This is a genomic window from Bifidobacterium sp. LH_426 (assembly GCF_056356875.1).
The window spans coordinates 446,236-460,253 of record NZ_JBKEVB010000001.1 but is presented as its reverse complement, the minus strand read 5'-3'; the positions used below and the strand labels follow the sequence as shown (position 1 = coordinate 460,253).

At 66.0% G+C, this 14,018-nt stretch carries 14 protein-coding genes and 3 tRNA genes; 1 reads left to right on the top strand and 16 read right to left on the bottom strand.

From position 1 onward, the window contains the following. Nucleotides 1–75 precede the first annotated feature (75 nt). Nucleotides 76–1,038 (top strand): MIP/aquaporin family protein, encoded by a 963-nt coding sequence (locus AC1AYD_RS02015; RefSeq protein ID WP_476544595.1) that lies wholly within the window; start codon nt 76–78, stop codon nt 1,036–1,038. On the opposite strand, the gene AC1AYD_RS02010 is transcribed toward AC1AYD_RS02015, so the two are convergent. The 16 genes from AC1AYD_RS02010 to AC1AYD_RS01935 form a co-directional block, all read right to left on the bottom strand. Continuing rightward, the gene (locus AC1AYD_RS02010; RefSeq protein WP_476501717.1) at nt 952–1,239 is read right to left on the bottom strand and encodes a DUF3017 domain-containing protein; all 288 of its coding nucleotides are present in this window, start codon (nt 1,237–1,239) and stop codon (nt 952–954) included. The genes AC1AYD_RS02015 and AC1AYD_RS02010 overlap by 87 nt on opposite strands. A gap of 116 nt (nt 1,240–1,355) precedes the next feature. Further along, nucleotides 1,356–2,987 carry a bifunctional phosphoribosylaminoimidazolecarboxamide formyltransferase/IMP cyclohydrolase gene (gene purH / locus AC1AYD_RS02005; RefSeq protein WP_034528290.1) on the bottom strand — a complete coding sequence of 544 codons (1,632 nt, stop codon included), beginning with the start codon at nt 2,985–2,987 and terminating at the stop codon, nt 1,356–1,358. Then, complete coding sequence (locus AC1AYD_RS02000; protein WP_476544594.1) at nt 2,962–4,515, bottom strand: cell division protein PerM; 1,554 nt, start codon at nt 4,513–4,515, stop codon at nt 2,962–2,964. Before AC1AYD_RS02000 ends, purH begins: the two co-directional genes overlap by 26 nt. Further along, a complete protein-coding gene (gene sucD, locus AC1AYD_RS01995) occupies nt 4,512–5,435 on the bottom strand; it encodes a succinate--CoA ligase subunit alpha (RefSeq protein ID WP_476544593.1) in 924 nt (307 codons plus the stop codon). The genes AC1AYD_RS02000 and sucD overlap by 4 nt, the downstream gene beginning before the upstream one ends. Nucleotide 5,436: 1 nt before the next feature. Then, a complete protein-coding gene (gene sucC, locus AC1AYD_RS01990; protein WP_476544592.1) occupies nt 5,437–6,639 on the bottom strand; it encodes an ADP-forming succinate--CoA ligase subunit beta in 1,203 nt (400 codons plus the stop codon). Nucleotides 6,640–6,732: 93 nt separating this feature from the next. Next, nucleotides 6,733–7,314 (bottom strand): adenine phosphoribosyltransferase, encoded by a 582-nt coding sequence (locus tag AC1AYD_RS01985; RefSeq protein WP_476501722.1) that lies wholly within the window; start codon nt 7,312–7,314, stop codon nt 6,733–6,735. Nucleotides 7,315–7,316: 2 nt separating this feature from the next. Continuing rightward, a complete protein-coding gene (yajC, locus tag AC1AYD_RS01980) occupies nt 7,317–7,721 on the bottom strand; it encodes a preprotein translocase subunit YajC (RefSeq protein ID WP_476544591.1) in 405 nt (134 codons plus the stop codon). Between the two features lie 48 nt (nt 7,722–7,769). Continuing rightward, entirely contained in the window at nt 7,770–8,852 is a 1,083-nt protein-coding gene (gene ruvB, locus AC1AYD_RS01975; RefSeq protein ID WP_476532116.1) for a Holliday junction branch migration DNA helicase RuvB, read from the bottom strand. Nucleotides 8,853–8,888: 36 nt separating this feature from the next. Then, nucleotides 8,889–9,509, bottom strand: a complete 621-nt coding sequence (gene ruvA / locus AC1AYD_RS01970) for a Holliday junction branch migration protein RuvA (RefSeq protein ID WP_476544590.1) — start codon at nt 9,507–9,509, stop codon at nt 8,889–8,891. 80 nt (nt 9,510–9,589) lie between these two features. Next, entirely contained in the window at nt 9,590–10,174 is a 585-nt protein-coding gene (ruvC, locus tag AC1AYD_RS01965; RefSeq protein WP_034528302.1) for a crossover junction endodeoxyribonuclease RuvC, read from the bottom strand. Nucleotides 10,175–10,181: 7 nt separating this feature from the next. Next, on the bottom strand, nt 10,182–10,937 hold the full coding sequence (locus AC1AYD_RS01960) for a YebC/PmpR family DNA-binding transcriptional regulator (RefSeq protein ID WP_476501726.1): 756 nt from the start codon (nt 10,935–10,937) through the stop codon (nt 10,182–10,184). A 129-nt stretch (nt 10,938–11,066) separates the two neighbouring features. Then, nucleotides 11,067–13,118 (bottom strand): threonine--tRNA ligase, encoded by a 2,052-nt coding sequence (gene thrS, locus AC1AYD_RS01955; protein ID WP_476544589.1) that lies wholly within the window; start codon nt 13,116–13,118, stop codon nt 11,067–11,069. A gap of 167 nt (nt 13,119–13,285) precedes the next feature. Further along, nucleotides 13,286–13,528: a hypothetical protein gene (locus AC1AYD_RS01950; protein ID WP_476501728.1), complete on the bottom strand. Its 243-nt coding sequence runs from the start codon at nt 13,526–13,528 to the stop codon at nt 13,286–13,288. Nucleotides 13,529–13,646: 118 nt separating this feature from the next. After that, nucleotides 13,647–13,719, bottom strand: a tRNA-Asn gene (locus tag AC1AYD_RS01945). A 49-nt stretch (nt 13,720–13,768) separates the two neighbouring features. Continuing rightward, nucleotides 13,769–13,841 (bottom strand) — tRNA-Asn (locus tag AC1AYD_RS01940). A gap of 49 nt (nt 13,842–13,890) precedes the next feature. Beyond that, nucleotides 13,891–13,963: transfer RNA gene (locus AC1AYD_RS01935), tRNA-Asn, on the bottom strand. Nucleotides 13,964–14,018 lie beyond the last annotated feature (55 nt).

Below are 14,018 nucleotides of genomic sequence, written 5' to 3'. Positions count from 1 at the left end.
CTACTGCTAGACTGTCAGTGCTCCGACGGGCCGCGCCCCCGGAACAACTCCGAACAAGAATCGAAGGAAACACACATGACATCTGAAGAGAACATCACGAAGGAACAGCCGTGGCCGCTTCGCGTGGGGGCCGAGCTGGTCGGCACCTTCCTGATCTGCTTCGCCATCTACGTGTTCAGCACGTTCGGCTCGATCGTCTTCCAGCTGAACCTCGCCTACATCGCGCTCGGCACGGGTCTTGTCTACGCGGCCGCCGTGCTCGCGCTCGGCGGAGTCTCCGGCGGCCAGTTCAATCCGGCGGTGACGGTCGCGGCCATGGTCACCGGCCGCACGAAGCTCGTGGACGGCATCCTCTACATCGTCTTCCAGGTGATCGGCGCCACGCTCGCGGGCATGCTCGTCAAGTTCCTGCTGCCCACCTCCGAGAACGTCACGCTGGCCCAGTGGCTGACCACCACCGTCAACGGCTTCGACAAGGGTTCCGTCGCCTACAGCACGCTCACCCAGTATGGCCTCAACTTCTCCATCACCCAGGCGATCGCCGTCGAGCTCGTCGCCGGTCTGCTCATCGTGGGCGCTGCCATGGCGACCTACGGCACGAAGCGCTACGCGCTGGCCACCGGCGTGTCCTACGCGGTGGGTGCCGCCGTCGCCTTCCCGGTCACCGGCGCCGCGCTGAACCCGGCGCGCGCCACCGGCATCGCGCTATTCGCCCAGAACCAGAAGCTTCAGGTCGAACCGCTCAGCCAACTGTGGGTGTTCTGGATCTGCCCGGTGCTCGCCGCCGCGCTCGTCGCGCTTGTGATGGTGCTCCAGCAGATGATCGTCGCCCCGAAGGCGAAGGGCGACGACCCCGCCCAGCTCACCGCATACAACGAGGCCGCCGACTCCGCGCAGGAAGCGCAGGAGACGACGGCCGATGAGGACGGCGAGGCGGACGACGCCGCGGCGTCACAGGGTGATGCCGTACACGCTGAAGTAGGTGGCGAGCAGTCCGACGCCAAGGCAGATGCCGATGAAGGAGTCGAACGCGACTGACCGCACCTTCCAAGGGCTTCGTTCGCGCATGATGAGACGGATGAGCCCGGTCACGATGGCCGTCACGGAGATCAACACCGTGGCGGCCATCGTGTATCCGAGGACCGCGAGCACGCCGGAAGCGATTACCAGCGCGGCGACGATCCACTCGAACCACGGCTTGCCCTCATGGGCTTCGGAGACGAAGGGATGGTTTTTCATGCCTGTACCTCAGTGCGTTTGTCTGGTTTGCGTGCGTTTGCGGTTTGCGATATCCATGCCGACGGGGCCGGCCGTGCTTCCCTCCGAAGAGGAGCACGGCCGGCCCCGTTCGTCGATCAGTGGAAGAAGTGGCGGGTGCCGGTCAGGTACATGGTCACGCCGGCCTTCTTCGCGGCCTCGATGACCTCCTCGTCGCGGATGGAGCCGCCGGGCTGCACGATGGCCTTCACACCGGCGTTCATCAGCGTCTCGGCACCGTCCGCAAACGGGAAGAACGCGTCGGACGCGGCCACGGAACCGGTGGCGCGGTCGGCGCCGTCCGCCAGCGTGTTGGCACGTTCGACGGCCAGATGGCAGGAGTCGACGCGGTTGACCTGGCCCATGCCGATGCCGACGGTCGCCTGGTCGTGGGCGAGCAGGATCGCGTTGGACTTGACGCAGCGGATGGCGCGCCAGGCGAACACGAGATCCTTGAGCGTGTCGGCGTCGGCCGGCTCGCCGGAGACGAGCTTCCACGCGTCCGGATCGTCGCCGGTAGCGTTGATGAGGTCCATGTCCTGCACGAGCAGGCCGCCGTCGATCTGGCGGAACTGCGTGTGGCCCTTCGGCGGTTCGGCCACCTTGAGGATGCGCAGGTTCTTCTTCTTGGTCTTCAGCAGTTCGAGCGCCGCGTCCTCGTAGGCGGGGGCGACGATCACCTCGGTGAAGATCGGACGCACGCTCTCCGCCATCTCCAGGGTGACGGTCGTGTTGCAGGCGATGACGCCGCCGTACGCGCTCACCGGGTCGCAGGCGTGGGCCTTGCGGTGCGCCTCGGCCGCGGTGGCGCCGATGGCGAGGCCGCACGGATTGTTGTGCTTGACGACGGCCACGGCGATGGACGGGGCGAGATCCCACACGGCGCGCCATGCGGCGTCCGCATCCACGTAGTTGTTGTAGCTCATCGGCTTGCCGCCGAGCTGTTCGGCGTGGGCGAAGCCGGTCTGGTCGAGCGGGTCGAGGTAGAGCGCGGCCTGCTGGTGCGAGTTCTCGCCGTAGCGCAGCGTGTGCGAGCGGTCCCAGGTGCGGGTGAACGCGGCCGGGAACTTCGCGTCGTCGACCGGCTGGCCCTCATCGTCATGGTCGGTCTCGTCGATGGTGGCGGGCTTCGGCCAGTGCTTCGCGGTCCACTCGTTGATCGTCGCGTCGTAGGCAGCGGTGTGCGCGAACGCCTTGCCGGCCAGCCAGCGACGCTCCTCGAGGCTAAAGCCCTCGCCGTTCTCCACGCGGGCGGCGACGAGCGCGTAATCGGCCGGATCGGTGACGATGGCGACGGTGGCGCTGTTCTTCGCCGCACCGCGCACCATGGACGGGCCGCCGATGTCGATCTTCTCGATGGTGGCCGCCTCATCGGCGCCGGAGCGCACGGTGTCGGCGAACGGGTACAGGTTGACGACGACCAGGTCGAACGGCTTGATGCCGAACTTCTCCAGCTGGGCGGCGTGGTCCGGGTTGGTCATGTCGGCGAGGATGCCGGCGTGGATGTGCGGATCGAGGGTCTTGACGCGGCCGTCGAGGCACTCGGGGAATCCGGTGACCTCGCTCACTTCGGTGACGGGCACGCCGAGTTCGGCGAGACGCTTCGCGGTCGAGCCGGTGGACACCACTTCGGTGCCGGCCTTGACGAAGGCCTCGGCGAGCACCTCGATGCCTTCCTTGTGGAAGACGGAGACCAGCGCCCGCTTAATCGGACGATTCGTTGTTGTCATCGGATTCCTCCTTGGTTGGTTGGTCAAGCTTGTCTGATCGTACGGTGCGCGGTGCGCGCCGCACGGCGGTGGCGCGTTCGAACGTGTCCGAACGCACGGCACGTTCGGAACGGACGGAACGGGGTTTCACGCTTCCGCGTTCATGCTCCTTCGTGGCGTCGTCCACGTCGGCGGGATTCCCGGCGTCCGTGGTGTCGGCGGAATCCTCGCCGTTGTCCGCGGACGCCGGGACATGGTCCGCCGGTTCGGCCGCGACGGCCGCGGCATTCGCGATCCGTGCCGCATGGCGTTCGACAATCCAGTGTATCCCGTAGATGGCGGACAACACCACCGCCACGGCAAGCCACGCCGCTGCGAATCCGAATGTGATCGAACGCGCGACGAGCAGGGTGGACGGCAGGATGTCGACGCCCACGTGGGACAGCCGATGCGCGCCGAGCGCGCCGTCGGACAAGGCGAAGCAGGCGCACCATGCGCCGACCGTCACGGCTCCCGCAACAATCAGGACGGCCAGATGGCCGGCCATGGTGACGACGATCCGCTTCATGGCATCGGAGCCGTCGGCGGGTTTCACCGGACGGACCCGCATCGGCCCCGGCACGAGCATGGCGAGGAGCGCGCTGACGCCTGCGGACGCCGGAATCAGGCATTGCAGGGCAATGCGGATGCGGTCGTCCGCAATCGGCTCGGGCATGAGACCGAACACCGGCAGCGGCGGCAGACCCGCCGACTGGCCCACCCACATGGTGAACGATCCGAGTTCGCCGATATGGAACCCGGCCCCGGCGAACCAGGACAACGCCCACACGACGAGATTGGGCAGCCATGCGAGGGATGCGATGGTGGTGAGGACGCGCGAGCCGTTCTCCATGCCGTCGTATTCGAACAGGGCGGTCATGGCGCTCCACCCGTGCACGATCCATACGACCGTGACGATGAAGGCGGCCACGAGCAGCACGACGGCCAGCATGCCGGTGACGACCCGGCCGAGCGCCGCCATACGGCGCACCTGCGGCGAAAGCCGTTCGTTCAGTCGTCTCCGGACGGTCGATGCGGCGGACGAGACGGGAACGGTGGCGAACGCGTAGCCGATCGTCCACACGCAGGCCGTCTTCATGGCTATCACCGCGGGCGCGTCATGCAGCTCCATGTTCGTGCCACCGGAGAACACCAGGTTGAGCGCGATCCATACGGCCAGACCGCCCAACCATCCCAGCGCCCCCGCGTCGGCCCGTGACGCGCACTGCGCGATCAGCGCGATGAGCATCACGGTGAGCAGCAGGGGCATGACCCCCACGACGATGGGGCCGGACGTGAAGCCGGTTCCCTGGCTGAGCAGCACTATGGTCTCGGTCAGGGGCAATGCCGAGGAGGGCAGGCTCTCGCCGCCCTCCTCCATGGATATGACCAGCAGCATCAGCGCGATGAAGCAGCCGAGCGATATGGCGTACAGGGCCATCGCGCCCAGCGCGGCGAGAACGCCCTTGAGCAGCGCGGAGATGCGGGCCGATGTTACGGGATTGTTCACCGCTCGAGACCCGCAAGCACCTCACGCATGATGTCGGCGGCCTGGCCGGGCGTGCGCCCGACGCGGATGCCGACCGCCTCCAGTGCTTCCTTCTTGTCCTTCGCGGTGCCCTTGCCTCCGGAGACGATGGCGCCGGCGTGGCCCATCTGCTTGCCCTCGGGGGCGGTGAAGCCGGCGATGTAGGCGACGACCGGCTTGGTCATGTGCTCGGAGGCCCACTGGGCGGCGTCCTGTTCGGCGCTGCCGCCGATCTCGCCGATCATCATCACGGCTTTCGTGTTCGGATCCGCTTCGAACGCCTGCAGCGCCTCGAGCAGCGTGGTGCCGACGATCGGGTCGCCACCGGCGCCGAGGCACGCGGTGAAGCCGATGTCGCTCAGCTCGCCCATCAGCTGGTAGGTGAGCGTGCCGGACTTGGAGACGAGACCCAGCGGGCCGCGTCCGACGATGCCGTCGGGGATGATGCCGAGGTTCACGCCGTGCGTCTCCTCGGAGGAGGCGAGCGTCATGAGGCCCGGGCAGTTCGGGCCGACGATGCGCACGCCGTGGCGCAGCGCGAGTTCGACGAAGTAGGCGGAATCCGCGACGGGGATGCCTTCGGTGATCACGACGATGAGCTTGATGCCCGCCTCAATCGCCTCGACGACTGCGGCCTTGGCGAAGCGCGGCGGGACGAACACGACCGACGCCTTGGCACCGGTGGCCTCACACGCCTCGGCGCAGGAGCCGTAGACGTGGATGGTGGCGTCCTCGCCGTCGCGCGCGGCCGGGAAGGTGACGTCGAGACCGGCCTTGCGGGCGTTGACGCCGCCGACGATGTTGGTGCCGGCCTTGAGCATGCGCGCGGTGTGCGTCATGCCCTGGTGGCCGGTCATGCCCTGCACGATGACGGGGGCGTCGTCTTCGATGAAGAGCGTCATATCAGTTGGCCTCCTTGGCTGCGATGGCGTCGGCCGCGATGCGGGCGGCCTGATGCGCCGCCTCCTCCATCGTCTCGGCGACGTGCACGTTCGGGTTGTTGGATTCGGCGAGGATGGCAAGGCCCTCGGCCGCCGCGTTGCCGTCGAAGCGGACGACGATCGGCTTGGTGCCGCCGAGCGTGTCGATCGCCTCGAGGATGCCCTTGGCGACCTGCTCGCAGGAGGTGATGCCGCCGTAGACGTTGATGAACACGGATTCGACCTGCGGGTCGGAGACGACGATCTCGAGGCTGGCGGCCATGACCTCGGCCGAGGCGCCGCCGCCGATGTCGAGGAAGTTGGCGGGCTTGATGCCGGTGCCCTGCTCCTCGCCGGCGCCGGAGACGGCGTCGAGGGAGCTCATGACGAGGCCCGCGCCGTTGCCAATCACACCGACCTGGCCGTTGAGATGCACGTAGTGCAGGCCATGGTCCTTGGCGCGACGCTCGAACTCGTCGTTGGCGAGCGGGTCGGCGAAACGCTTCCAGCCGTCGTGGCGGAAGGCGGCGTTGTCGTCGAGGGAGATCTTCGCGTCGAGCGCGCACAGGCTCTTCGAGGATTCGTCGTCCGGATCGCCGATCTTGGCGAGCGGGTTGATCTCGACGAGCGTCGCGTCGTTCTCCTTGAAGCACTTCCACATCTTGAGCAGGATCTGCGCGGCCTGGTCGACGTCCGCATGGTAGAAGCCGATGCTTTCGGCCATCTTCGTGGCCGCCTCGAGATCGAAGTCGTCGAGGGCCTCGATGTGCAGGCGCTTCACCGCCTCCGGATGCTCCTTGGCGATCTCCTCGACCTCGGTGCCGCCGTTGGCGGTGGCGAGCACGTCGTAGTCGCGGGAGGTGCGGTCCACGGAGATGGACACGTAGTACTCGTGGAGGATGTTCTTGCCCTCGGCCACGAGCACGCCGTTCACCTTGTGCTTGTGGATGGTCATCGGCAGGATGTCCTCGGCGTCGAGAATCGCCTCGTCGCGGGTCTTGGCGAGCTTGACGCCGCCGGCCTGGCCACGATGGCCGATCTTGACCTGCGCCTTGACGACGCAGGGGTAGCCGAGCTGTTCGGCGGCTTCGGCTACTTCATGGGAGTTCTGCGCGTAGATGGCCTTCGGGGTGGGGATGCCCTGCTCCTCGAGCAGCTGTCGCGCCTGGTATTCGTAAAGATCCATGGCTCTTCCGTGTGCTTGTGACTGTTGACTATTGACATGGCCGCCACCATGCCCATGATGGGCTGGTGACGGCCGAAAACCGTTGCGCCGGAATCAGGCCGGCATGGAGATGAGCGTCGACGTGGGGACGTCGCCGAGCTTGTCGAGCCCGTCAAGGCCTTCGAGGCCCATGACGAAGCCGAATCCGGCGATTGTGCCGCCCGCCTTCTCGATGAGGTCGGCGCCGGCCTTCGCCGTGCCGCCGGTCGCGATCAGGTCGTCGACGATGAGCACGCGCTCCCCCGGCTTGACGGCGGTCGTCTCGATCTCGACGCTGGCCGTGCCGTATTCGAGGTCATAGGATTCGCCGATGGTCTCCGGCGGGAGCTTGCCCGCCTTGCGGATGGCGATGAAGCCCTTGCCGAGATGATGGGCGAGAGAGGGACCGAACAGGAATCCGCGGGATTCGAGACCGGCGATCGCATCGAACGAATCGGCCGGGACCGGCAGCGCGGCTTCGAGCGCGCGCAGCAGGATGTCGAGGCCGCGCGGGTCGGCGAGCACCGGCATGAAGTCGCGGAAGATGATGCCTTCCTTCGGGAACCCGGGGACGGAACGAATCAGGGACACGAGGTATGCGGCGTCCTCGGCTCCCACCTTCTCCAGATCGCGAATCGTGATGTCGCTACCGGTCATGGTCACTCGGCCTTCTTCGCGTCGGCGTTGTTCTGCTCGACGGACGTGTCGACGTCCACCTGGGCCTCGCCGTCGGCGGCGTCCTCGTCCTTGGGGAGCGGGTTGCCGTTCTCATCCACCTCGTCGTCGGAGATGAAGGCGGGGCGCTCGTACTCCTTGGCGATGCCGCTGTAGGAGAAGCGCAGCAGAGAGCCCTCGGAGTCGATGACGATCTCCTCGTACTGCTCGTCCACGGAGACGACCTTGCCGATGATCTGGCCGATGGTGATGACCTCGGTGCCGGGCTTGAGGTTGGCGCGGAAGTCCTTGACCTGCTGCTGGCGTTCCTTGTTCTTCTTGGACTGGAACCACATCATGCCGCCCATGACCACGACGAGCACGACGATGAAAAGCATATTGGGATCCATTGAGGGGAATTCCTTCCGATTGGAAACGACTAGTCCAACTTCTGAAGTTTAGAAAAGCTTGTTGACAACGTCCTCTTTCGGCCGTATGCCGAGATGGTCCCACGCCTTGAGCGTGGCTACACGGCCCTTCGGCGTACGCACCAGGAACCCCTCGCGCACGAGATACGGCTCGCATACGGTCTCCACGGTCTCCGACTCCTCGCCCACCATGGCGGCCAGGGTATTGAGTCCCACCGGCCCGCCGTTGAAGTTGCGCACGATGGCGTTGAGCACGGCGATGTCGAGACGGTCCAACCCCTCGGCGTCGATCTGGTAGAGGGCCAACGCCTCCTTGACGTCGTCCGGCCCCGCCGACGGCAGGTCGTGGACGATCACCCAGTCGCGCACGCGGCGCAGCAGACGGTTCGCGATACGCGGCGTGCCGCGGGAACGCAGGGCGAGCTGATGGGCCGCCCCCTCCTCCAACGCGAGACCGAGCACCGACGCCGAGCGTTCGACGAGCTTCTCCAGCTCATCGACGGGATAGAAGTCGAGATGCGCGGTGAAGCCGAAACGCGCGCGCAGCGGCGAGGGCAGCATGCCCTCGCGCGTGGTCGCGCCGATCATCGTGAAGCGGGGCAGGGTAAGCGGAATGGAGGATGCACCGGGACCCTTGCCGACCATCACGTCGACGCGGAAATCCTCCATCGCGATGTACAGCAGTTCCTCGGCGGCGCGTGGCAGACGATGCACCTCGTCGACGAACAGCACCTCCCCCGCGTCGAGGGAGCTCAGGATGGAGGCGAGATCGCCGGCATGCTGGATGGCGGGACCCGACGTGATGCGGATCGGCACGCCGAGCTCGTTGGCGACGATCATCGCCAGAGTGGTCTTGCCGAGGCCTGGAGGGCCGGCGAGCAGGATATGGTCCGGCGGCACCTCGCGCTTGCGCGCGGCGTCGAGAAACAGCTGGAGCTGCGCCTTGAGCCGCGGCTGGCCGATGAAACCGTCGAGGACGTGCGGTCGCAGCTCCTCGTCGCTGACCGGCTCATTGCCGACCGGCTGGGAGGAGACCATGCGCAGCGACTCCTCGTTCGCCCCGATGTTCTCGTTGCCTTCGGCCACCGAGCCGCTGATGTAGGGTTCGTTCATCCGTTCACCTCCGGTCCTTCGTCAGGCGTCTTCATGTCAGATGCCGCGGTCCAGGGAGTTCAGCGCGAGCTTGAGCACGCGCGGCACGTCCTCGACGGCGAGAGGCGTGGCGATGCCGTTGGCCTCGCACGCCTCCCGCACGGCGTGTTCGGCGTCCTGCTGGCGCCATCCGAGCGAGATGAGTCCCTCGACGACCTGCAGCGCGCCCTTGTCCTCGGGCCTGGCAGTGGTGACGGCCACCCCGGATTCGATGTCTTCGAGATTGATCGACCCCTTGAGTTCGAGGATGATCTTCTGCGCGCCCTTCTTGCCGAGCCCCGGAGCCTTGGCGAGGGCGGCGGCGTCGTTGTCGGCCACGGCCTTGGCGAGCTGGCTCGGATTCAACGTGGAGAGCAGCGACAGGGCGACCTTCGGGCCGATGCCGGAGACCTTGAGCAGCTGCAGGAACGTGCGTTTCGCCGCGGGGTCGAGGAACCCGTACAGGGTGATGGCGTCCTGCGAGACGTTGAGATACGTGTAGACGCGCGTCTCCGTGCCGCCATGGACACGCGACAGGTCGGCGGCGGGCATGCGCACCTCGTAGCCGACTCCCCCGACCTCGATGAGCGCGGACGAGGCATCGACCGTCTCCACCACACCTTTCAGCGAACCGATCACGGCGACTCCTTTCGAACAGCTGTTCGACAGTGTACACCATCATGCGTCGTTTCGTGAAGCCGCATGACGGCGTGGTCGCGTCACATGCCGCGGTCGGCGTTGAACCGGCGTTTCGTCGCCTTCTTGGAGGCCTCCGCCCATTGGCGTTGCGCCGGGGTGAGATGCTCCTCGCGTTCGCCGCCCTGCAGCGCGCCGGCCGGGCGCAGGGCGTGGCAGATCGCCAGCGCCAGCGCGTCGGCGGCGTCGGCCGGCGTCGGCATCGTGTTGAGGTTGAGGATGCGCGTCACCATGCGCTCGATCTGAATCTTCTGCGCGTGGCCGTTGCCGGTGATGGCGAGCTTCGCCTCGGTCGGCGTATGCAGGGCCACGGGGATGTTGCGCTGGGCGGCGGCGAGCATGGCGAGCCCCGCCGCCTGTGCGGTGCCGAGCACCGTGTTGCGGTTCGACTGGGCGAACACGCGCTCGATGGACACGGTGTCGGGCGCGTACGTCTCGATCTTCTCGACCAGGCCGTTGTAGATGGCGAGCAGGCGCAGGTCCTGCGACACGTCCGGCGAGGAGCGCACGACGTCCACGTGGATAAACGAAAGCCGGCGGTGGGCGCCGGCTTCGATCACGCCGACCCCGCAGCGCGTGAGCCCGGGGTCGACGCCAAGGATGATCACGTGCGGACTACTCCTCGTCGAGCTGGGCCATGACCTCGTCAGAGGCGGTCCAGTTGGAGTAGATGTTCTGCACGTCGTCGAGGTCATCGAGCTTGTCGATGAGGTTGGAGACCTTGCGGGCGTCCTCGAGGGAGAGCTCGACCTCGTTCTTCGGGGCCATGACCAAGTCGGCGGAATCGTACTCGAAACCAGCATCGACCAGGGCCTGGCGCACGGTGTGCACGTCGGACGGGTCGGTAATGACGGTGAAGACCTCGCCGTCGTCCTGGACGTCCTCGGCACCGGCCTCGGCGGCGGCCTCGAACAGCTTGTCGAAGTCCACACCCTCGGACGGGACCACAATCTGGCCCTTGCGCTCGAAGTTGAAGGACACGGAGCCGGAGGTGGCCAGGGAGCCGTTGCCCTTGGTCAGGGTGGAACGGACCTCGGCGGCCGCGCGGTTGCGGTTGTCGGTCAGGCACTCGATGATGAGGCCAACGCCGGCGGGGGCGTAGCCCTCGTAGACGATGTCCTCGTAGTTGGCGCCGCCGGCCTCTTCACCGGAGCCGCGCTTGACGGCGCGCTTGATGTTGTCGGCGGGCATGGAGGCCTTCTTGGCCTTGTAAATGGCGTCGTACAGGGACGGGTTGCCATCCGGGTCGCCGCCGCCCATGCGGGCCGCGATCTCGATGTTCTTGATGAGCTTGGCGAAGAGCTTGCCGCGCTTGGCGTCGATGGCGGCCTTCTTGTGCTTGGTGGTCGCCCACTTGGAATGACCTGACATAATGCTCCTAGCAGGTTATGAGACGGATATCTGACAAACGAAACGATTGTATGGCGTTAAGCCGACAACATGGGCCGGCCGGGACGTGGCGTCCGCATCCCGGCCGGCCCGCTGAGGATCAGCGGCGGATCACTCGGCGTCGACGGGCTCGCCGGCCACGGCGGCCTTGAAGTCGTCGACGGAGTTGACCTGGACGCGCTTGGCGATCACCTTGAGGATCTGGGCGCGCGCCTCGTCGACCGGGACGCCGTTGAGCTGGCTGCCGTCGCGGAAGCGGAAGCTCACCGCGTTGTTGTTCATGTCCTCCTCGCCGACGATGAGGATGAACGGCACCTTGGACTTGGAGGCGTTGCGGATCTTCTTGCCGAAACGATCGTCGGAGTAGTCGATCTCGCAGCGGACCATCTCGTCCTCGAGGCTCTTGACGAAGCCGGCGAGATGCGGGGCGAACTCGTCGGCGACGGGCACGCCGAGCACCTGCACCGGGGCGAGCCACGCCGGGAACGCGCCCGCGTAGTGCTCGAGCAGCACGGCGAAGAAGCGCTCGATGGAGCCGAACAGCGCGCGGTGGATCATCACCGGACGCTGGTGCGTGCCGTCCTTCGCGATGTACTCGAGCTTGAAGCGCTCGGGCAGGTTGAAGTCGAGCTGGATGGTCGACACCTGCCAGGTGCGGCCGATTGCGTCACGCGCCTGCACGGAAATCTTCGGGCCGTAGAACGCGGCGCCGCCCGGATCGGCCACGAGGTTGAGGTGGGACGCCTCGGCGACTTCGCGCAGCGTGTTGGTCGCCTCCTCCCAGATCTCGTCGGAGCCGACGTACTTGTCCGGATCCTTGGTGGACAGCTCCAGGTAGAAGTCGGACAGGCCGAAGTCCTTGAGCAGGTTGAGCACGAAGGTGAGCAGGCTGGTCAGCTCGTCCTTCATCTGCTCGCGGGTGCAGTAGATGTGGGAGTCGTCCTGGGTGAGGCCGCGCACACGGGTCAGGCCGTGGACCTCGCCGGACTTCTCGTAGCGGTACACGGTGCCGAACTCGAAGAGGCGCAGCGGAAGCTCGCGGTAGGAGCGCTGGCGCGACTTGAAGATCAGGTTGTGCATCGGGCAGTTCATCGGCTTGAGGTAGTAGTCGGCGCCCGGCTTGGTGATGTTGCCGTCCGCGTCGCGCTCCTCGTCGAGGTGCATCGGCGGGTACATGCCGTCCTTGTACCAGTGCAGGTGGCCGGAGGTCTCGTACAGGCCGCCCTTGGTGATGTGCGGGGTCTGCACGAAGCTGTAGTGGTGCTTGCGGTGCATCTCGCGGGAGTAGTCCTCCATCGCGTTGATGACGGCGGCGCCCTTCGGGTGGAACACGGCGAGGCCCGGTCCGATCTCCTCCGGGAAGGAGAACAGGTCCATTTCGGCGCCGAGCTTGCGGTGGTCGCGCTTGGCGGCCTCCTCGAGACGCGTCTGGTAGGCCTTGAGGTCCTCCTTGGTGGCCCACGCGGTACCGTAGATGCGCTGCATGGTCGGGTTCTTCTCGCTGCCGCGCCAGTAGGCGGCGGCGGAACGCTCGATCTTGAACGCCTTGATGAAGCGGGTGTTCGGCAGGTGCGGTCCGCGGCACAGGTCCTTCCACACGACGTTGCCGTCACGGTCGACGTTGTCGTAGAAGCTGAGCTCCTTGCCGGAGATCTCGGTGGCGGTGGACGGGTCGAGGTGCGCTTCCTTGTCCTGGATCAGCTCGATCTTGAACGGCTGGTCGGCCTCCTCGGCGAGGGCCTCCTCCTCGCTCACGACGCGGCGGCGGAAGGACTGGGACGACTTGATGATGCGCTGCATGTGCTTTTCGATCTGCTTGAGATCGTCCGGCGTGAACGGCTGGTCGACCTGGAAGTCGTAGTAGAAGCCGTCCTTGATGATCGGGCCGACGCCGAGCTTGGCGTTCGGGAACAGTTCCTGCACCGCCTGCGCCATGACGTGCGTGGCGGAGTGACGCATGATGCCGAGGCCGTCCTCGGAGTCGAGCGCGACGGACTCGACGGCGTCGCCGTCATTGAGCGGCGTGTACAGGTCGCGCAGTTCGCCGTTGAGACGCACGGCGATGATGTTCTTGTCGTCCGCGAAGAGTTCGACGCCGGTGGTGGTTGCTTCCACCTCCTTCGCTTCGCCGTTGACTGTGATGGAGATGGAGCTTTGCGCCATGATGGTGTCCTTTGCTATCTGGGTCCGCGTTACCAATGTGCAGGCCTGGACGTGTAATCAACAGTTGCACACTGTAGGGCGGTGAGGCGACATGCGCAAGCCGCGTTCACCAAGCGAACGCATAGGTGAACCGAAGCCGTATGGAAGGTGTATGCAGGCCGACGCCGTCAGGCGCGTTGCACGAGCCATTGGGCCGCGGTTTTCTTCGAGGGGAACACGCCTTGGGCGCCGTTGGCACCGTCCGCCAGCCACATGCGTTTCAGGCCGACGGTCTGCTTGCGCACGGTTCCGGCTCCGCTTCCGTTGTGGAGCACGGCGAATACACCCCGTTCGATTCTCAGTATCCTCACATCCATGATGACGGCCTCCTCGCCGTGATCGTTCCCGTTCGTCTTCGATGGTACCGTCATCCCGGCCGCCGCCGTGGCTGACGCGCCGAATCCGTTGCGCCAAGGTCGCGGCTACGTTGTCACCCCGGTTTCGACATGCAGAAAGCCTCAGGCATGAACCTGAGGCTTTCCGTCAAAGCTCCTGCGACTGGGCTTGAACCAGTGACCGTCCGATTAACAGTCGGATGCTCTGCCAACTGAGCTACGCAGGAATATTCAATTATCACGTCCCTTCCAAGCCGAGGCCCTTCCGGGGTGAAGCTCCTGCGGCTGGGCTTGAACCAGCGACCGTCCGATTAACAGTCGGATGCTCTGCCAACTGAGCTACGCAGGAATATTCAATTATCACGTCCCTTCCAAGCCGAGGCCCTTACGGGGTGAAGCTCCTGCGGCTGGGCTTGAACCAGCGACCGTCCGATTAACAGTCGGATGCTCTGCCAACTGAGCTACGCAGGAATATTTATTTATCAATCGCTCCCAGCCGCAACCGGGCGCGTTCGCAACGAGTGAT